Origin of the sequence: Enterobacter soli ATCC BAA-2102, assembly GCF_001654845.1 — a bacterium.
In the GTDB taxonomy this organism is placed as follows: domain Bacteria; phylum Pseudomonadota; class Gammaproteobacteria; order Enterobacterales; family Enterobacteriaceae; genus Enterobacter; species Enterobacter soli.
In genome coordinates, this window is the sequence record NZ_LXES01000012.1 from 1 (window position 1) to 18,118 (window position 18,118).

At 55.9% G+C, this 18,118-nt stretch carries 18 protein-coding genes; 3 read left to right on the forward strand and 15 right to left on the reverse strand.

The features are described 5' to 3' along the window. Positions 1–404 precede the first annotated feature (404 nt). On the forward strand, positions 405–851 hold the full coding sequence (locus M987_RS04195; RefSeq protein WP_014072143.1) for a hypothetical protein: 447 nt from the start codon (positions 405–407) through the stop codon (positions 849–851). Positions 852–1,004: 153 nt separating this feature from the next. On the opposite strand, the gene gntU is transcribed toward M987_RS04195, so the two are convergent. The 5 genes from gntU to M987_RS04220 all read right to left on the reverse strand — a co-directional run bounded on the left by gntU (position 1,005) and on the right by M987_RS04220 (position 5,955). Beyond that, positions 1,005–2,345, reverse strand: coding sequence for a gluconate transporter (gntU, locus tag M987_RS04200; RefSeq protein ID WP_014072144.1), 1,341 nt, complete (start codon positions 2,343–2,345; stop codon positions 1,005–1,007). A 3-nt stretch (positions 2,346–2,348) separates the two neighbouring features. Continuing rightward, positions 2,349–2,876, reverse strand: coding sequence for a gluconokinase (gntK, locus tag M987_RS04205; RefSeq protein ID WP_014072145.1), 528 nt, complete (start codon positions 2,874–2,876; stop codon positions 2,349–2,351). 126 nt (positions 2,877–3,002) lie between these two features. After that, positions 3,003–3,998, reverse strand: coding sequence for a gluconate operon transcriptional repressor GntR (gntR, locus tag M987_RS04210; protein ID WP_014072146.1), 996 nt, complete (start codon positions 3,996–3,998; stop codon positions 3,003–3,005). A 100-nt stretch (positions 3,999–4,098) separates the two neighbouring features. Next, the gene (locus M987_RS04215) at positions 4,099–4,794 is read right to left on the reverse strand and encodes a pirin family protein (RefSeq protein WP_014072147.1); all 696 of its coding nucleotides are present in this window, start codon (positions 4,792–4,794) and stop codon (positions 4,099–4,101) included. Between the two features lie 123 nt (positions 4,795–4,917). Next, positions 4,918–5,955 (reverse strand): oxidoreductase, encoded by a 1,038-nt coding sequence (locus M987_RS04220; RefSeq protein ID WP_014072148.1) that lies wholly within the window; start codon positions 5,953–5,955, stop codon positions 4,918–4,920. 426 nt (positions 5,956–6,381) lie between these two features. Here M987_RS04220 and yhhY point away from each other — a divergent pair, with 426 nt between their 5' ends. Then, positions 6,382–6,870, forward strand: a complete 489-nt coding sequence (yhhY, locus tag M987_RS04225) for an N-acetyltransferase (protein ID WP_014072149.1) — start codon at positions 6,382–6,384, stop codon at positions 6,868–6,870. Between the two features lie 96 nt (positions 6,871–6,966). Here the strand turns inward: yhhY and ggt are convergent, their stop codons facing one another. Further along, a complete protein-coding gene (gene ggt, locus M987_RS04230; protein ID WP_014072150.1) occupies positions 6,967–8,709 on the reverse strand; it encodes a gamma-glutamyltransferase in 1,743 nt (580 codons plus the stop codon). A 126-nt stretch (positions 8,710–8,835) separates the two neighbouring features. Here ggt and M987_RS04235 point away from each other — a divergent pair, with 126 nt between their 5' ends. Continuing rightward, the gene (locus M987_RS04235) at positions 8,836–9,216 is read left to right on the forward strand and encodes a DUF2756 family protein (protein WP_014072151.1); all 381 of its coding nucleotides are present in this window, start codon (positions 8,836–8,838) and stop codon (positions 9,214–9,216) included. Here M987_RS04235 and ugpQ read toward each other — a convergent pair. From ugpQ to livH, 9 genes are all read right to left on the reverse strand, one after another. Then, positions 9,197–9,946 (reverse strand): glycerophosphodiester phosphodiesterase, encoded by a 750-nt coding sequence (gene ugpQ, locus M987_RS04240; protein WP_014072152.1) that lies wholly within the window; start codon positions 9,944–9,946, stop codon positions 9,197–9,199. The genes M987_RS04235 and ugpQ overlap by 20 nt on opposite strands. Then, the gene (locus M987_RS04245) at positions 9,943–11,013 is read right to left on the reverse strand and encodes a sn-glycerol-3-phosphate import ATP-binding protein UgpC (protein WP_014072153.1); all 1,071 of its coding nucleotides are present in this window, start codon (positions 11,011–11,013) and stop codon (positions 9,943–9,945) included. Before M987_RS04245 ends, ugpQ begins: the two co-directional genes overlap by 4 nt. Before the next feature lies 1 nt (position 11,014). Further along, positions 11,015–11,860, reverse strand: a complete 846-nt coding sequence (ugpE, locus tag M987_RS04250; protein WP_014072154.1) for a sn-glycerol-3-phosphate ABC transporter permease UgpE — start codon at positions 11,858–11,860, stop codon at positions 11,015–11,017. Next, the gene (gene ugpA / locus M987_RS04255) at positions 11,857–12,744 is read right to left on the reverse strand and encodes a sn-glycerol-3-phosphate ABC transporter permease UgpA (RefSeq protein WP_014072155.1); all 888 of its coding nucleotides are present in this window, start codon (positions 12,742–12,744) and stop codon (positions 11,857–11,859) included. The genes ugpE and ugpA overlap by 4 nt, the downstream gene beginning before the upstream one ends. Before the next feature lie 83 nt (positions 12,745–12,827). Beyond that, positions 12,828–14,144 (reverse strand): sn-glycerol-3-phosphate ABC transporter substrate-binding protein UgpB, encoded by a 1,317-nt coding sequence (ugpB, locus tag M987_RS04260; RefSeq protein WP_014072156.1) that lies wholly within the window; start codon positions 14,142–14,144, stop codon positions 12,828–12,830. 269 nt (positions 14,145–14,413) lie between these two features. Further along, entirely contained in the window at positions 14,414–15,127 is a 714-nt protein-coding gene (gene livF, locus M987_RS04265) for a high-affinity branched-chain amino acid ABC transporter ATP-binding protein LivF (protein WP_014072157.1), read from the reverse strand. 1 nt (position 15,128) lies between these two features. Further along, on the reverse strand, positions 15,129–15,896 hold the full coding sequence (livG, locus tag M987_RS04270) for a high-affinity branched-chain amino acid ABC transporter ATP-binding protein LivG (protein WP_014072158.1): 768 nt from the start codon (positions 15,894–15,896) through the stop codon (positions 15,129–15,131). Further along, the gene (livM, locus tag M987_RS04275) at positions 15,893–17,170 is read right to left on the reverse strand and encodes a branched chain amino acid ABC transporter permease LivM (RefSeq protein WP_014072159.1); all 1,278 of its coding nucleotides are present in this window, start codon (positions 17,168–17,170) and stop codon (positions 15,893–15,895) included. The genes livG and livM overlap by 4 nt, the downstream gene beginning before the upstream one ends. Then, complete coding sequence (gene livH, locus M987_RS04280) at positions 17,167–18,093, reverse strand: high-affinity branched-chain amino acid ABC transporter permease LivH (protein ID WP_014072160.1); 927 nt, start codon at positions 18,091–18,093, stop codon at positions 17,167–17,169. The genes livM and livH overlap by 4 nt, the downstream gene beginning before the upstream one ends. Positions 18,094–18,118: the final 25 nt, after the last annotated feature.

The window sequence follows — 18,118 nt, forward strand, 5'->3', positions numbered from 1 at the left end:
TTCCCAAGGGGAGAGGGAGTTGTCCGTGCTCGTATTTTTGTGGGGATTCCTCAACCCTGTGGGAGAGGGCCGGGGTAATGGCACCAGACCGCACTCATCAATAATAATCCTTCGTTTTGCGAGCCGCCTTCCAGAGCCTCTCTTGCCACCCTTATGGCAAAGCAGTATCTTCTTGCCGCGCCTGCAAAATCAGGCGTCAGGATTAGCCTCCTGCCTTACTTCTTCGGTGACGCAAGTATTTTTGTGTCGCACGCTTAGCTACACTCCAAGGGTGGGCCGAGCGGGGGCGTCGCAAGACGCGCCGGTATCCGAAGAGGCCGGTAAGGCTAACCCTGCTCGGTTCCGCCACCAGCGAGATTAGCCTCTCCAGTGGTGGATAAAAACTACTCTTTGGAGGCGGTCATATGACTACTACCCCTGGCTTTTCTCACTCTTTATTCACCACCCCATTCGATCACACCACCGATTTCACCGCGCTGGCGGACAACTGCGAGCGATTCGTAGATGTGCTGGTTGAATGTGAAGATCCGGCACAAAAGATGGCGCTATGCGGACGGCTCTCTGCCTGCCTCGCTCTGCTCCAGCCCACGCTGCTTGAACCTGTTCCGGAACATGTAAAAGCCAGACTGACGGTGGATGACCTGCCGCTGGATGTACCGGTCTTCGAGCCGGAATTGGATCAACTGGGGAGATACTGCCAGCTGCTAACGCAGTTGCTGTTAGCTCGAACGCTGTCAAAAAGTGATGAAAGAGTGGCGGGTGATTTGTTGCAGGGCTTAGTGGGGTTATACAGCGATACGCTGAAAGCGCCGCGCTGGCTGCGCACAACGGAAGGCATCGTGCAGCTGTAAAAAAGCCGGGTGGCGCTAGCGCTTACCCGGCCTACAGGACGTAGGGTTTTTGTAGGTCGGGTAAGGCGAAGCCGCCACCCGACAAAATCCAATCTCTGCGGCCTGATGCCCTCACCCCGGCCCTCTCCCACAGGGAGAGGGAGAAAACCGGAGTTAGCTCAACAACGTAAACGCAATCATCCCGACAATCGCACCTGTTGTGCCGAGGATAGTTTCCATCAGCGTCCAGGTTTTCAGGGTTTGCGCTTCAGTCGCGCCGGTAAATTTACCGAACAGCCAGAAGCCTGCGTCATTCACGTGAGACACCACGATAGACCCACCCGCGATACAGATAGACAGCGCTGCCATCTGCGCACCGGAGTAGTTCAGCTGTTCAATCACCGGCATCACCAGGCCCACGGCGGTTAAACACGCCACAGTCGCAGAGCCTTGAATGATACGCACCGCAGCCGCCAGCACGAAGCAGGTTACCGCAATCGGCAAACCCATACCGGTCAGCGCTTCGCCCAGAGCCGGGCCCACGCCGGAATCCACCAGCACCTGCTTGAACACGCCACCGGCACCGATCACCAGCAGAATGATACCCGCCGGTTGCAGCGCCGCGCCGCAGATCTCCATCACGCGGTCTTTTGGCATCCCCTGACGCATCGCCAGGCCGTAAATCGCCACCAGACACGCCACCAGGATCGCCGTGAACGGATGGCCGATAAACTCAAACCATTCGTAGGCGGAAGATCCGACCGGAACAAAGCGCGCAGCAATGGTTTTCAGGCCCACCAGCACCAGCGGCAGCAGGATCAGTGACAGGCTGAAACCGAAGGACGGCATCTTACCTTCGCCAAGATGCGGCTCGGTAATGTCATCAGGAATGTGCAGCTCAACGTAACGGCTGATGAAATTGCCCCACAGCGGGCCGGCAATAATCATCCCCGGAATTGCCGCGCACAGGCCAATCAGGATCATCCAGCCAAAGTCAGCGTGCATCTGGGAAGCCAGCAGCATCGGTGCAGGCCCCGGCAGCAGGAACGCTGCGGCAGCTGCCACGCCCGCAAACAGCGGAAGAACCAGCTTCACAAGGTTGGTGCCAGTATGGCGCGCCATCGAGAATGCCACGCTAATCAGCAGCACCACCGCCACTTCGAAGAACAGCGGCAGCGCGCAAATCAGACCGGCCAGACCAATTGCATAGTGCGCGCGGCTGTGCCCGAAGGATTTCAGCATTTTGACGGCTATCTGATCGACTGCGCCCGTCTCATGCAAAATCTTGCCAAACATCGCACCCAGTGCCACGACAATCGCCAGGAAGCCCAGCGTGCCGCCCATCCCTTTTTCCATGGTCGCTGCGATTTTGTCGAGCGGCATCCCGGAAAACAGACCTGCACCAATAGAAACCACCATCAAAGCAACGAAAGCGTGCATACGCGCTTTCATCACTAAAAACAGCAGCAGCAAAACAGAACCTACTGCTGTTAAAACAAGCGTTAATGTACTCACAACTTACTGCCTTTTATTAATAACCTCGATGGTGCTGGCAACAACACCTTCCAGTGACTGATCGATATCAACCACTAAAACATCTTTCTCATCCGCGCCCGGCTCCTGCAACGCTTCAAACTGCGTCACCAGCATCTGGGTTTTGAAGAAGTGACCTTTGCGCGCCTTCAGGCGGCTTTCAATCACCTCGAAATCACCTTTCAGGTAGATGAAAGAGAGGTTCGGGTTACCGTCACGCAGCAGGTCGCGGTAGGTTTTTTTCAGCGCGGAACACACAATCAAAGAGACTTTGTTGGTGCGCTGCATCGCGAACGCGGCGTCGTTCAGCGCCTGCAACCACGGTTTGCGGTCGTCGTCATTCAGCGGTTCGCCTGCGGCCATTTTGGTGATGTTGCTGCGCGGATGGAGGAAGTCGCCATCAAGAAACGCGGCATGAAGTTGATGCGCCACTTCGCTGGCGACGGCAGATTTACCGCTACCGGAAACGCCCATCAGGACGTAAACGTGGTGATCATGATTAGTCGTGCTCAAAGGGAGTCCCTCAGTCAATTGTTACGGGTAACTGTTATCGGTAACATTGTCCTGCCGGGGCAAAACAGAAGCAATATCCAAACGTGCGCGAAGTGAATAAGTGTGAGCTACTTCAAATTTGTCAGGTTAAATAGATCCACCCGGTGACAAGGTGAAACCTAAATCTAACATTTTAGGGGTCACGACCTCGCCACGAATGCGCGCCAGCAGGCGTTCTGCGCCAATACGCCCCATGCGCTCACGCGGTGTCAGGACGCTCGCCAGACGCGGCTCCATCACCTGACCAATGTCATGGCCGTGGAAGCCGGCAATCGCCATATCATCAGGGATTTTCAGCCCCAGACGCTGACATTCGAACGCCGCCCCCACCGCGAGGTCATCGTTGGTGCAGAAAATACCGTCCAGTTGCGGATACTCGCGTCGTGCCTGGCGCATCAGCTCAATACCCGAGGTGTAGGAAGAGGATTGCTCTACCATCACGCTGTACGGGATTAAGTTTGCGTCGAGCATCGCCTGCTCGTATCCCTTCTGTTTGATGATAGTACGTTCATCAAGACGCGCACCCAGGTAGGCCACATGGCGATGACCGCGGGCGATGATCGCCGCCGTCATTTGACGCGCCGCTTCGAAGTTATCAAACCCGACGGCAATATCGAGGCAAGGAGACTGGCTGTCCATCAACTCCACCACCGGGATGCCGGCCACTTCAATCATTTTCAGCGTGCGCGGGGTGTGAGTACGTTCCGTTAAAATCAGGCCGTCGATGTTCCAGGAAAGCATTGATTCAAGACGTTCTTCTTCCAGTTCTGGCTTGTACCCGTAGTGTGCCAGCATGGTCTGATAACCAAACGCATCGGTCACACTTTCGATACCGCGTAATACTTCGGCGAAAACCTGGTTGGTTAAGGAAGGAAGCAGGACACCTACCGCGCGGCTGGTTGCGTTGGAGAGAATATCGGGTGCGCGGTTGGGGATATAACCCAGTTCATCGAGGGCAGCGGCAATCTTGCCACGCAACGCCACGGAAACCTGTTCCGGGTTACGTAAAAAGCGGCTGACCGTCATTTTGGTCACACCGACGCGATCGGCTACATCCTGAAGTACGGGGCGTTTCTTTTTCATCGTCCTGAGAAATCTTAAGTGATAGATTTTCTCAGTTTATCACGGACAAAGCCCATCCTTCCCCTTTCACAGGGAAGGATGGGCAATTATTTATGAATTATTAAACCGGCGGCAGATCGAACAGCAGAATTTCGCTTTCGCTGTCGGCATGAACGGACAGTGCCTGCTCATCCCAGATTGCCAGACCATCAGCCGTGGTGGCTTTGGTACCGTTAATGGTCACTTCACCTTTCACCACCTGGATCCACACGCGGCGGTTGGCGGCAATCTGATGCACAGACTGTTCGTTTTTCGCGAGTGCCCAGCGATACAGTTCCATATCCTGGTTCACTTTCAGCGAACCTTCACGCGCATCCGGGGACAGCACCAGCTGTTTGCCCTGCTCTGCGTCAAAGCGACGCTGTTCGTAACGCGGCGTGATGCCGGTTTTTTCTGGAATGATCCAGATTTGATACAGGTGCAGTTTTTCCGTTTTGCTTGGGTTGTACTCAGAGTGACGCACCCCGGTACCCGCGCTCATAATCTGGAACTCGCCCGCCGGAACCTGTTCTTTGTTGCCCATGCTGTCCTGGTGCTCAACCGCCCCTTCCAGCACATAAGTCAGGATTTCCATGTCTTTGTGCGGGTGAGTACCGAAGCCCTGGCCTGCGTCGATCACGTCGTCGTTAATCACGCGCAGTGCCGAGAAGCCCATGAAATTCGGATCGTAGTAATCGGCAAACGAGAATGAATGCCATGAGTCCAGCCAGCCATGATTCGCGTGACCACGTTCGTTTGCTTTGCGTAAGTAGATCATTGTTTTCACCCTCAGTTCGTTTCGATGGAGTAAGTGTGGACGCAAACGGCCTGGGATCATAGAGGGTGAAAATTGACTCCTCTGTTCAAAAAATATGAACAAGCACAGAGGAGCCTTTTTTACTTATCTGGCGAGGGTTATCGTGGCAGGAGAAGCCTGTTCAAAAGCCCGCTCAAGGATTTCAAGGTTGGTCAGAACTTCAGTTTCCTTGACGTAATTCGGCGCACCGTTGCTGAGGGTGTCAAACAAGGCATCGTACACGCGGCCATAGTCGCCCATTTCAGGCGTCAGTTCTTCCCGGACCGTTATGCCGTCGTCGTTCACATACTCCAGCACGCCTACGGAATCATCCGCGGCAAACCCAGGGTCGCCTGGCATGATATTGGCCTTCAGGCTGGTTTCTTGCTGGTCAATGCCGTACTTGATAAACGACCCTTTCGTGCCGTGAACGATGAATTTCGGATAGTCGATTTTCACCAGATGGCTGGTTTTGACGATGGCCTTCAGGTCGCCGTAAAACAGCTGTGCTTCAAAAGTATCGTCCGGGTTGGCTTTATTACGCAGGCTGCGGATGTCATACGCCACGTTACCCGGGCGGCCAAACAGGGAGATGATTTGGTCCATGGTGTGTACGCCCAGGCCATAGAACGCGCCATCCTGCGGCTGGCCGGGTTTGGTTTCCGCCACCGGGCGGAAGTAATCGAAATGGCTTTCAATCTCAACGATATCGCCGAGCTTACCGCTCTCAATGGCCTTTTTCGCCGTCAGGAAGCAGCTGTCAAAACGGCGATTCTGGTATGGCGTGACGGTCAGCCCTTTGCTTTTCGCCAGCGCAAACAGGGTTTTCGCTTCGGCAAGCGTTGGGGTGAACGGTTTTTCCACCAGCACGTTCTTCCCGGCTTCCAGCGCGCGTTTCGCGTAGTCGAAATGGCTGTCAGCATGGGTACAAACGATCACCAGTTTGACCTGCGGATCGTTTAGGACTTCATCAAGATCGCTGGTGAAATGAATATGGGAATACTGCGGGGATTGCTCTTCAGGTTTCGCGCTACGGCGGTAGACGTGGGCAACGTGCCAGCGGTCTTTACGGTTGAGAACATACGGCAGGTGATACCGGGTGGTGCTTTTACCAAATCCAATAAATGCGCAATGTAGGGTCATGGCTCAGTCCTTTTGGAAGGTTACTGAGTGCAACCATAGCGCAAGTTTTGCCCTCACCCTAGCTTTCAGATGTTCGCGCATCAGCCGTCGGCGTCGCAGGCAGTTTGCTCACGGCAAGCGCGCAGCAACCGGAACGTACACAGAGTACGTGAGGATTGCGAGCACTTCCCGGGAGCAAAATGGCAAGTAAGCCAGGCTGAAACAAAACCCCAAAAAAAAAGCCAGCTAGAAGCTGGCTAAAGTAATACTGGAAGCAATGTGAGCAATGTCGTGCTTTCAGGTTCCCGTAGCGGTCTTCCTGAATGCAGAGCAATAATAATCATTCTCATTCGCACTTGTCCAATACTTTTTGCAAAAAATAGCGGTTGACTCAAATTTTAAAGTCACAGATGTTGAAAGAGACATTAACCCACAGAGGACGAAGGAATGAGTGAGATAGTGATACGCCACGCTGAACCGAAAGATGCCGAAGCATTACGCCACAACTATATGCATCCGGAGGTGTATCACGACACGCTACAACTACCTCATCCTTCCCTTGAGCATTGGCAGGAGCGCCTTAATCCTAAGCCTGGCCAGAAGCGTCTGGTGGCCTGTATCGATGAGAAGATTGTCGGCGATCTGGCGCTTCAGGTGGAAGCCAGCCCACGCCGCAGCCACGTGGCAACCTTTGGTATCAGCGTTGCCGCGCAGGCTCAGGGGCGCGGAGTCGGCAGTGCATTAATGCGTGAGATGATCAACCTTTGCGACAACTGGATGCGCATCGACCGTATTGAGTTAACGGTGTTTGCTGATAATCCGCCAGCGCTGGCGTTGTACCGGAAATTTGGCTTTGAAATTGAGGGTACGGGCAAGAAATTCGCGCTGCGTAACGGCGAGTATGTGGATGCGTATTATATGGCGCGAATGAAGTAGCTCATTTCCCCCTCACCCCAGCCCTCTCCCCAAAGGGGCGAGGGGGAAAAGATCGCACCGTGCAATCCCCTCTCCCCTTTGGGGTGAGGGGAACAATCAGTACCCCGCCGTTAAATCATCCACCGAACGCGGATCCGATGCCCCAAACAACGCACCGTCCGGCCCAACCATAATGCTCTGGGTGCTGCCCATCGCCTCTTTCACCGCCACTTTCTGTCCGCGCTGCTCAAGCAGTTTGATGGTGTCCGGGCTAAAGCCTTTCTCGACGCGCAGCTCATCCGGCAGCCACTGATGGTGGAAACGCGGAGCATTAGTGGCTTCCGCCACGTTCATCCCAAAGTCGATACTGTTCACCACCATTTGCAGCACGGTCGTGATAATGCGGCTACCGCCAGGGCTGCCGGTCACCAGCCAGGTTTTACCGTCTTTTACCACGATAGTTGGAGACATCGACGACAGCGGACGTTTCTTCGGCCCGACGGCGTTAGCATCGCCGCCCACCAGTCCGTAGACGTTTGGCACGCCCGGTTTGGCGGAGAAGTCATCCATCTCGTTATTCAGAAGGATGCCGCTGTTACCCGCCACAATCCCGGTGCCGAAGGTGGTGTTGAGCGTATAGGTCACCGCCACCGCGTTGCCGTCTTTATCCACCACCGAGAAGTGGGTGGTCTGGTTGCTTTCATACGGTGCCAGCTTGCCAGGGCGGATTTCGCTCGACGGTTTGGCTTTATTGATATCAATCTCATCAGCAATGGATTTGGCATAGGCTTTGTTGGTCAGCGCCTGCCACGGCACCTTCACAAAGTCCGGGTCACCGAGATATTCCGAACGGTCGGCGTAGGCGCGTTTTTCCGCCTCCGCCATCACCTGCATGGCATCAGCACTGCCGAAACCAAACTTGTGCATATCGAAGTTTTCAAGAATGTTGAGGATCTGCACGATGTGGATCCCGCCAGAAGACGGCGGCGGCATAGAGAACACCTGATAACCACGATAGTTTCCGCTAATCGGCTCACGCTCAACCGCCTTGTACTCAGCCAGATCCGCTTTGGTGATTAGCCCGCCGTTCTTTTGCATCTCTTCGGCAATCTGGTCAGCGATTGCCCCTTTGTAGAAAGCATCCGGCCCGTGCTCGGCAATCAGCTCCAGGCTTTTCGCCAGATTTTTCTGCACCAGCTTGTCGCCCTTTTTCAGCGGCTCGCCGTCCTTCCAGAAGATGGCCTTACTGTTTTCATGATTCGGGATCACTTCGCTGCCGTAAGTTTTCAGGTCGTCAGCCAGTGCATCGTTCACGACAAAGCCGTCTCGCGCTAGCTTAATGGCAGGCTGCACCACTTTATTGAGCGGCATCGAGCCATATTTTTCCAGCGCTAGGGAGAAGCCCGCCACCGTACCCGGCGTGCCGGATGCCAGGTGCGACGTCAGCGATTTTTTGCTGTCCGGGTTGCCCTGGTCATCAAGGAACATATCGCGGGAAGCCTGATTCGGCGCCATTTCGCGGAAGTCGATGGCCGTGGTTTTACCGTCTTTGGTGCGCAGCATCATAAAGCCGCCGCCGCCCAGGTTACCGGCCTGCGGGTGCGTCACCGCCAGCGCGTAACCCACCGCCACCGCGGCATCTACCGCGTTCCCACCCTGCCTGAGAATATCCACGCCGACTCGCGTGGCCATCGCATCAACTGATGCCACCATGCCATGCGTCGCCCGCACGGGATGAAACACATCTTCTTCCACGCCGTAGGACACTGGCGGAGCGGCTGGCGGGTTTGCCGCCACGCTAAATGTGCCGCCTGCCATTAACGCCGCGATTGCAATCCAGCGCAAATACGTTGGTTTCATATTTATTGTTCTCCAGGTGATGGGATCCATATTCCCGGGTTAAGCCTGGTTCACAACTCCTAAAAAATCATTGTTATGCTGGATCCGAGGTAAACTTAAGAAAAGCCTCAGAGGGAGGAAACAACCATGAAACGATTAATGATCCTGGCCGCATTATTACCTTTTGCCGCACTTGCACAGCCACTCAACACCATGAATAACCCGAACCAACCGGGCTATGTCATTCCGAGCCAGCAGCGTATGCAAACCGAGATGATGGGCCAACAGCAGCAACAAAAGGGGATGCTCAACCAGCAGTTGAAAACGCAAACCCAGATCCAGCAGCAGAGCCTGCAAAATCAAATGAATGCCAATACTCAGCGCATTCAGCAGGGTCAGGTTCGTGAACAACCGCTACCAAATCAAAACGGCGGCATGTTAGGCGGGGGAACAACGCAGAGTAGCGGACAGCAGCATATGCTGCCGTCGCAGTCGAACGGCAGTATGCTTAATAATCCGCAGAATTAAAATCCGGGCCAATCAGGTCAATGGCATCGGTACAGATGCTATCCACACCCCAGCGCAGCAGTTGGGCTGCACGCTGGGGTTTGTTGACGGTGTAGACCAGAATATGCAGCCCCGCCGCTTTTAACATCTTCACCCGCGCCTCATTCAGCAGCCTGTGTTTCAGGTGAATTGACACGCAGGCTAAACGCGTGGTCAGCTCGTGCCAGTCATCACGCCATTCATCCAGCAGTAACCCGCGCGGCAGTTCCGGTACGGCTGCCTGAGCCGCTTCCAGCGCGTCAATTTCAAACGACGAGAGCAACGGCGCGGTCATCCCTTCCCACAGTTCGCGTGCGGCCAGGGCAATCACCTTGCCGGTTATCGGCCCGGTGCCGGTGGTCGGTTTGATCTCAATGTTGGCCATCATCCCGTGTTGACGACAGCGGTCAGCCACCTCCGCCAGCAGCGGCAGCGGTTCGCCTTTGAACTCGCCGCTGTACCAGCTTCCGGCATCCACTTTCAGCAGGTCGCGCCACGGCAGCTCACCCGCCACGCCCCAGCCGTTGCTGGTGCGCTCCAGGTTGTCATCGTGCAACAGGAAAATTTCACCGTCTTTCGACAGCTTGGCGTCGAACTCGATCATCGTGTGACCGTAACGCGCTCCGGTGTCGATGGCCGCCAGGGTGTTTTCCGGCGCAAGTTTACCGCCGCCACGGTGGGCGACGATGTGGGGATAAGGCCAGTTACTCATATACGTTGTCCTGTTTCACCGTCAAATAAGTGCAGGTGATTTTCCGGCAGATGCAGCCACAGAGTGCTGCCTGCTTTAGGGCGTTCCTGATGTGCCAGACGCACCACCAGTTTTTGCTCGCCCCAACGTCCGTGCGCCAGGTTATCTGCACCCAGCATCTCCAGCGTGTCCATCACCAGCGGCACGCCGCCTTCCGCCTGAGAGGTTAAGCCAATATGCTCCGGGCGGATCCCGAGCGTCATTTTACGCCCGGCGTAGCCACGATAGTACCAGTTGACGGGCAATGCCATACCGCTTTCCAGTTCAAAATGGGTACCCGCGCTGCTGATACGCCCTTCCAGCAGGTTCATTGCCGGGCTGCCGATAAAGCTCGCCACAAAGCGGGTGGCCGGTTTTTCATACACTTCCACCGGGGTGCCAATCTGTTCAGCAATACCTTTGTTCATCACCATCACGCGCTGGGCAAGCGTCATCGCTTCAACCTGGTCGTGGGTCACGTACAGGGACGTCGTTTTCAGACGACGGTGCAACTGTTGCAACTCAAGGCGCATCTGCACACGCAGCTTGGCATCCAGGTTTGAGAGCGGTTCATCAAACAGGAAAACCGCGGGGTCACGCACGATGGCACGGCCCATTGCCACGCGCTGACGCTGGCCACCGGAAAGCTCGCGCGGGCGGCGTTTGAGAAGGCCATCCAGCTCCAGAATACGGGCCGCTTCTTTGACGCGCTCATCGATATGGCTTTTACCCATACCGCGGATTTTCAGCCCCCAGGCCATGTTCTCTTCCACGCTCATGTGCGGATAGAGCGCGTAGTTCTGGAACACCATCGCGATGCCACGGTCTTTCGGCTCCATCTCGGTAACACGCTGGCGGTCAATCCAGATATCACCGGATGTCACACGCTCAAGCCCCGCTACCATACGCAGCAGCGTCGATTTACCGCAGCCGGACGGGCCGACCATCACGATAAATTCTCCGTCCGCCACGTCGAGCGTTAACGGCTGAATAACCTGGGTTTTGCCGTCCCAGCTTTTGGTTACTGCCTGTAATTTTAAGCCTGCCATCTTATTTCTCACTGTCCACTAAACCACGCACAAACGCACGTTGCATGGCTAAAACGATAACGACCGGGGGGATAAGGGTGAGCAGCATTGCCGCCATCACCTGGTTCCAGAGGGTGGTGCCTTCGCCAGTAGCGATCATGCCTTTGATACCCGCCACGGCAGTGCCGAGGTTGACGTCCTGGATAATCAGCAGCGGCCACAGGTACTGGTTCCAGCCGTAGATAAAGGTGATCACAAACAGCGCCGCGAGGTTGGTTTTCGACAGCGGCAGCACGATGTCGCGGAAGAAGCGCATCGGCGAAGCACCGTCGATACGCGCGGCTTCAATCAGTTCGTCCGGCAGGGTCATAAAGAACTGGCGGAACAGGAAGGTGGCGGTCGCCGAGGCCATCAGCGGCAGGGTTAAGCCCGCGTAGCTGTCCAGCATCTTCAGGTTGGCGATCACTTCCACCGTCGGGAAGATACGCACTTCCACCGGCAGCATCAGGGTGATGAAGATCATCCAGAAGAACAGGTTACGCAGTGGAAAGCGGAACCAGACGATGGCAAAGGCCGAGAGCATCGACACCACAATTTTGCCCACCGTGATGCCGAACGCCATGATGAAGCTGTTGAGCATCATCAGCCAGAATGGCGCACTATTGGCGCCCACGCCCTGGGTCCAGATGGTTTTCATGTTCTCGAACAGATGCCCGCCCGGGATCAGCGTCATTGGAGTGTCGAACACCGCTTTGGTATCGAGCGTGGCGGCGACAAAGGCCACGTACAGCGGGAACAGAATGACGATGATGCCCAGAATCAGCATGGTATGGCTGAAAATCGTCAGCCCGCGACGGTTCTCAATCATTGGTAGCGCACCTTACTTTCGACATAACGGAACTGCACCACCGTGAGGATGATGACAAGGAACATCAGCACGACGGACTGCGCGGCGGAGGCCGAGAGATCCAGGCCCGCGAAACCTTCGCGGTAGATCTTATAGATAAGCGTGGTCGTCGCCTGCACCGGGCCACCGGCAGTGGCGGCATCGATCACCGGGAAGGTGTCGAAGAAGGCGTAAACCAGGTTGACCACCAGCAGGAAGAAACTCACCGGGGCGATCAGCGGCAGCGCCAGCTTAAAGAAGCGACGGATCGGGCCTGCGCCATCAATCGCGGCCGCTTCAACCAGCGAGCGCGGAATGGATTGCAGCGCAGCAAAAAAGAACAGGAAGTTATAGCTGATCTGCTTCCACACGGAGGCGAACACCACCAGGAACATCGCCTGGCCGCTGTTCTGCGCATGGTTCCAGTCGTAGCCAAATTCCGCCAGGAAATGGGTAATCAGCCCGCGCCCTGGGTTAAACAGGAAGATCCACAATACGGCGGCCACGGCGGGTGCAACGGCGTATGGCAGCAGCATCAGGGTTTGATAAATACGGCTGCCGCGCACCACGTAATCCACCAGTGCGGCGAAGAACAGCGAGGCGACAAGGCCGCTCACGGTCACCAGGGTGCTGAATTTGATCGTCGTCCAGAAGGCGTCGATGTAGTAGCTGTCGTGCCACAGGGTAGCGAAGTTATCCAGGCCAACGAACTGGCTGGAAAGTCCAAATGGATCAACGCTTTGTACCGAGTACCACAGCGCTTCGCCCGCAGGCCAGATAAAGAAGATAACGGTGATGACCAGTTGCGGCGCGACCAGCAGATAGGGCAGCCAGCGCGAACGGAACACCGGACGGGATGAGGACATAGTTTAGCTCAGCGTTAGGTGGCCCCTCACCCCGGCCCTCTCCCCAAAGGGGAGAGGGTTAGGGTGAGGGGGATTAGTATTAATTACGATTTAGTCGACTGCTCAAAGCGGCGCAGCAGCTGGTTACCACGCTCTACTGCTGAATCCAGTGCCTGCTGTGGCGTTTTCTTACCGGTCCACACGCTTTCCAGCTCTTCATCGACGATGGTACGGATCTGCGGCATGTTGCCCAGACGCAGACCTTTGGTGAACGGCAATGGCGGCTTGTTCAGCATCTGACGCGTGGCGATATCCGCACCCGGGTTCTTGTCATAGAAGCCCTGCTGACGGGTCAGCTCATACGCGGCTTTGGTGATTGGCAGATAACCGGTCTTCTGGTGCCATTCGGCGGCATTTTCTGGCTTCGCCAGGAAGTCCAGGAACTCGGCAACGCCTTTGTAAGTCCCGTTGTCTTTACCCTGCATCACCCACAGGCTTGCCCCGCCGATGATGGCGTTCTGCGGTGCGCCTTTCACGTCAGCGTCGTATGGCATCATGCCCACGCCGTAGTTGAATTTGGCGTAATGACGGATATCCGCCAGCGAGCCGGAAGAGGCAGTGGTAATGGCGCAGTCACCGTTGTAGAACTTCTCGGTGGATTCGTCTTTACGGCCGAAGTAGCTGAAATCGCCCTTCTTGTTCAGATCGGCAAGCAGAGCGATGTGTTTCACCTGCTCTGGTTTGTTGAACTCCAGTACCGCGTCAGTGCCGTCGAAACCGTTGTTTTTGGTAGCAACCGGCAGGCCATGCCAGGCGCTGAAGTTCTCAATCTGGATCCAGCCCTGCCAGCCGCTCGCATAACCACACTTCATCCCTGCGGCTTTCAGCTTCGCGGTGTACTCAGCCAGATCCTGCCAGGTTTTTGGTGGCTGCTCTGGATCTAAACCGGCTTTCTTGAAGGCATCTTTGTTGTAGTACAGAACAGGGGTGGAGCTGTTAAACGGCTGAGACAGCAGGTGGCCGGTTTTGGAATCGGTGTAGTAACCGGAAACGGTCGGCACGAACTGGGATTCGTCGAAGTTGATACCCGCGTCTTTGAACACTTCATACACTGGTTTAATGGCTTTAGAGGCCATCATGGTGGCGGTGCCCACTTCATAAACCTGTAACAGTGCAGGTGCGTTACCGGTACGGAAGGCAGCGATACCCGCGCTCAGGCTCTGCTCGTAGTTACCTTTGTACACCGGCACAATTTTGTAATCCGGGTGGGTGTCGTTGAAACGTTGCGCCAGGGAGTCAACTTCTTTACCCAACTCCCCTTCCATGGAATGCCAGAACGGAATGGTGGTGACAGCCATTGCGTTCGTCGCAAAAGCCAGACCAATTGCCAGACCCAAAGCTGTGTGTCGTAACGATGTCATTGTCATCTCTCTTATTGTGCCGGATGCGCGATATCACGCGTTTTATGCTCGCGAGGTAACATGACATGCTCGAATGACAGAAAAATAACTGTTTATTTACAGAATGATGACAACAAAGCGTCAGAGGGATGATGGTTGTGTGAAGGGGATTGGGTGCGTGGTTAGGTGCGGTCTGGTGCCCTCACCCCGGCCCTCTCCCACGGGGAGAGGGAGAACAGCGATCGGTTCCCTCTCCCCGAGGGAGAGGGTTAAGGTGAGGGGAAACGCGATTAGCCGCCTAAATACGCACTCCGCACCGCTTCGTTGGCCAGCAGCGCATCGCCGGTATCGGATAGCACGACGTGGCCGTTCTCCAGCACGTAGCCGCGGTCAGCGAGCTTCAGCGCCTGGTTGGCGTTCTGCTCAACAAGGAAGATGGTCATCCCTTCTTTACGCAGCTGTTCGATGGTGTCGAAAATCTGCTGGATGATGATCGGCGCAAGACCGAGCGACGGTTCATCAAGCAGAAGCAAACGTGGCTGGCTCATCAGCGCACGGCCAATTGCCAGCATCTGCTGTTCACCGCCGGACATGGTGCCCGCACGCTGAATACGGCGCTCCCAGAGGCGCGGGAAGAGTTCGTACACCCACTTAATGCGGGTCTGATACTGGTCACGATCGGCAAAGAAGCCACCCATCGCCAGGTTCTCTTCCACCGTCATACGCGAAAACACACGACGCCCTTCAGGGACAATCGCCACTGCTTCTCGCATGATTTTGGCGGTCTGCCAGTCGGTAATATCTTTGCCATCAAACACAATCCGCCCGCTGGTTGCACGCGGATCGCCACACAGGGTGCCGAGCAACGTGGTTTTACCCGCGCCGTTGGCACCAATCAGGGTGACGATTTCGCCCTGATTGATATGCAGGCTGACATCGTGCAGCGCCTGAATCTTGCCGTAATGCGCGTTGACCTTGTCGAACGTTAACATCGCTTTTTCCATCTTATGCCTCACCAAGGTATGCGCGGATCACGTCCGGGTTGTTGCGGATCTGTTCCGGCGTCCCGTTTGCCAGCGGCGTGCCCTGGTTTACCACGTAGATACGATCGGAAATGCCCATCACCAGCTTCATATCATGCTCAATCAGCAGGATTGTGGTGTCGTGATGATCGCGCAGCTCGGCAATCAGCTCGTCCAGCTCTTTAGTCTCTTTCGGGTTCAGACCGGCCGCCGGTTCATCAAGCATCAGGATTTCCGGCTGGGTCACCATGCAGCGAACGATTTCAAGACGACGCTGGTCACCGTAGGCCAGGTTGCTCGCCTGACGGTTAGCGTGCTGAAGCAGGCCGATACGGTCAAGCCAGGTGGCCGCTCTGTCGAGCGCTTCGCTCTGCGCGCGGCGGAAGGCTGGCGTTTTCAGCAAACCGGAGAAAAGACCGGATTTCAGCTGCTGATGTTGCGCCACCAGCAGGTTTTCAATCACCGTCATTTCGCGGAACAGACGCACGTGCTGGAAGGTACGCACCACGCCCATACGCGCAATCTGCTGGCCCGGCAGCCCCTCAAGGTGCTGGTCACGCAGCATGATGGTGCCGCCCGTTGGTTTATAAAAACCGGTCAGGCAGTTGAAGACCGTGGTTTTCCCCGCGCCGTTCGGGCCAATCAGGGAGACAATCTCTTTTTTGTGCAGATCCAGAGAGACGTTGTTGACCGCCAGCAGGCCGCCAAAACGCATCATCAGACCGTTAACGGATAATAATGGCTGACTCATGCCTGCTCTCCTTTAGCTTGCCCGTTTTTCAGCTTCAACTGTGGACGGGTCATCGGCAGCAAGCCCTGCGGACGCCAGATCATCATCAGCACCATTAAACCACCCAGCATCAACATGCTGTACTCGTTAAAGTCACGCATCAGCTCACGCGACACCACCAGCAGGATGGCTGCAAGGATAACGGCGAACTGCGAGCCCATCCCGCCGAGCACCACAATCGCCAGCACGAAGGCAGATTCGGCAAAGGTGAAGGATTCCGGGCTGACAAAGCCCTGACGCGCAGCAAACAGCGTTCCGGCAAAACCGGCAAACGCGGCGCTGATGGTAAATGCCGTCAGCTTGATGCGGGTCGGGTTCAGGCCCAGAGAGCGACAGGCAATCTCATCTTCACGCAACGCTTCCCACGCGCGGCCCAGCGGCATCCGCAGCAGACGGTTAATCACGAACAGTGTAATGACCACCAGCAGCAACGCCACCAGATAGAGCCAGATGACACGGTCAGACGGATCGTATTTCACACCGAAGAAGTTGCTGAAGGTATCCCAGCCGCCTTCGCGGGCAGAACGGCTGAATTCCAGACCAAAGAAGGTCGGTTTCGGGATCTGGCTGATACCGTTCGGGCCACCGGTCACTTCGGTGTTGTTGAGCAGCAGGATACGGACGATTTCGCCGAAGCCTAAGGTCACAATCGCCAGGTAGTCACCGCGCAGGCGCAGTACCGGGAAGCCCAGCAGGAAGCCCGCAGCAGCAGAGACCAGCCCCGCCAGTGGCAGACAGGTCCAGAATCCCAGGCCGTAATAGTGGTTCAGCAACGCAAAGGTGTAGGCACCGATGGCATAGAAACCGCCGTAACCCAGTACCAGCAGGCCAGACAAACCTACAACCACGTTCAGACCCAGGCCGAGAATCACGTAGATCATAGTCAGGGTGGCAATGTCTACCGTACCGCGCGATACCACAAACGGCCACGCGACAGCCGCCACCAGCAGCGCCACGAGGAACAGTTTCTGCTTAACGGTTGAACCGTCGATAGCCGGCAGAACGAATTTCGGGCCAGAGACGTTTTTCAGTGTCTTCTGGAATACCGGACGCAGCAGCTGGAACAGGAACACTACCGCCGTGCCGATAAACACCCACTGCCACCGGATGTCGGCGGCGGTATCCACCACCAGCTTAGTGCCATCCAGCTCTAACTGAACGCCCATAAAGACGCCCGCCAGTACGAAGAACATGGCGGCAGAGAGCAGCGCCATTGCAAAATGCATCGGTTTCATACTTTCTCTACCTCCGGACGACCCAGAATACCGGTAGGCATTACCAGCAGAACCAGAATCAGCAGGGCAAACGACACCACATCTTTATATTCAGTGCTCAGATACGCCGAGGAGAGTGCTTCAGCCACGCCGAGGATCAGGCCGCCAATCATCGCACCAGGAATACTGCCGATACCGCCCAGTACCGCTGCGGTGAAGGCTTTCATCCCAGCCATAAAGCCGATGTACGGGTTGATAACACCATAGAACTGGCCGAGCAGTACACCAGCCACCGCCGCCATCGCCGCACCAATCACAAAGGTCAGTGCAATCACGCGGTCAGTGTTGATGCCAAGCAGGCTCGCCATTTTCAGGTCTTCCGCACAGGCACGGCAGGCGCGCCCCATGCGGGAATAACGAATGAACAAGGTCAGTGCCAGCATCGCAACAAAGGTGACAATCCAGATAACCAGCTGCATGGTGGTAATCGACGCAGAGAAGTTGTCGCTTGCCCCGACAATCCACTGGCCGTTAAACAGGCTTGGCAGCGCCACATCGCGCGAACCTTCGGTCAGGCTGACGTAGTTTTGCAGGAAGATGGACATCCCGATGGCAGAGATCAGCGCAATCAGACGCTTGGAGCTACGCACCGGCCGGTAGGCCACCCGCTCAATGCTCCAGCCGTAAGCGCTGGCAATCACAATCGCCCCCACGAACCCGGCAGCGACCAGCAGCCAGCTACTGTCGATACCCATCATCATCAGCGCGGCGATGATCATAAAGGAGACATAACTACCGATCATGTACACCTCGCCGTGGGCGAAGTTGATCATGCCGATAATACCGTAAACCATCGTATAACCGATGGCGATCAGCGCGTAGGTGCTTCCCAGCGTGACGCCGTTAAACATCTGCTGCAAGAAATAGAGAAACTGCTCGGACATATGCAAACCTTTTTATACCCGCCCG

Bases quoted from the DNA above. Each gene is read 5' to 3' on its own strand.
- ugpE (WP_014072154.1), bottom strand. From the start codon at position 11,860: ATGATTGAGAACCGTCGCGGGCTGACGATTTTCAGCCATACCATGCTG.
- livG (WP_014072158.1), bottom strand. From the start codon at position 15,896: ATGAGTCAGCCATTATTATCCGTTAACGGTCTGATGATGCGTTTTGGC.
- livH (WP_014072160.1), bottom strand. From the start codon at position 18,093: ATGTCCGAGCAGTTTCTCTATTTCTTGCAGCAGATGTTTAACGGCGTC.
- ugpQ (WP_014072152.1), bottom strand. From the start codon at position 9,946: ATGAGTAACTGGCCTTATCCCCACATCGTCGCCCACCGTGGCGGCGGT.
- livF (WP_014072157.1), bottom strand. From the start codon at position 15,127: ATGGAAAAAGCGATGTTAACGTTCGACAAGGTCAACGCGCATTACGGC.
- ugpB (WP_014072156.1), bottom strand. From the start codon at position 14,144: ATGACATCGTTACGACACACAGCTTTGGGTCTGGCAATTGGTCTGGCT.
- ggt (WP_014072150.1), bottom strand. From the start codon at position 8,709: ATGAAACCAACGTATTTGCGCTGGATTGCAATCGCGGCGTTAATGGCA.
- M987_RS04235 (WP_014072151.1), top strand. From the start codon at position 8,836: ATGAAACGATTAATGATCCTGGCCGCATTATTACCTTTTGCCGCACTT.
- livM (WP_014072159.1), bottom strand. From the start codon at position 17,170: ATGAAACCGATGCATTTTGCAATGGCGCTGCTCTCTGCCGCCATGTTC.
- yhhY (WP_014072149.1), top strand. From the start codon at position 6,382: ATGAGTGAGATAGTGATACGCCACGCTGAACCGAAAGATGCCGAAGCA.
- M987_RS04215 (WP_014072147.1), bottom strand. From the start codon at position 4,794: ATGATCTACTTACGCAAAGCAAACGAACGTGGTCACGCGAATCATGGC.
- ugpA (WP_014072155.1), bottom strand. From the start codon at position 12,744: ATGTCCTCATCCCGTCCGGTGTTCCGTTCGCGCTGGCTGCCCTATCTG.
- gntR (WP_014072146.1), bottom strand. From the start codon at position 3,998: ATGAAAAAGAAACGCCCCGTACTTCAGGATGTAGCCGATCGCGTCGGT.
- M987_RS04220 (WP_014072148.1), bottom strand. From the start codon at position 5,955: ATGACCCTACATTGCGCATTTATTGGATTTGGTAAAAGCACCACCCGG.
- M987_RS04245 (WP_014072153.1), bottom strand. From the start codon at position 11,013: ATGGCAGGCTTAAAATTACAGGCAGTAACCAAAAGCTGGGACGGCAAA.
- M987_RS04195 (WP_014072143.1), top strand. From the start codon at position 405: ATGACTACTACCCCTGGCTTTTCTCACTCTTTATTCACCACCCCATTC.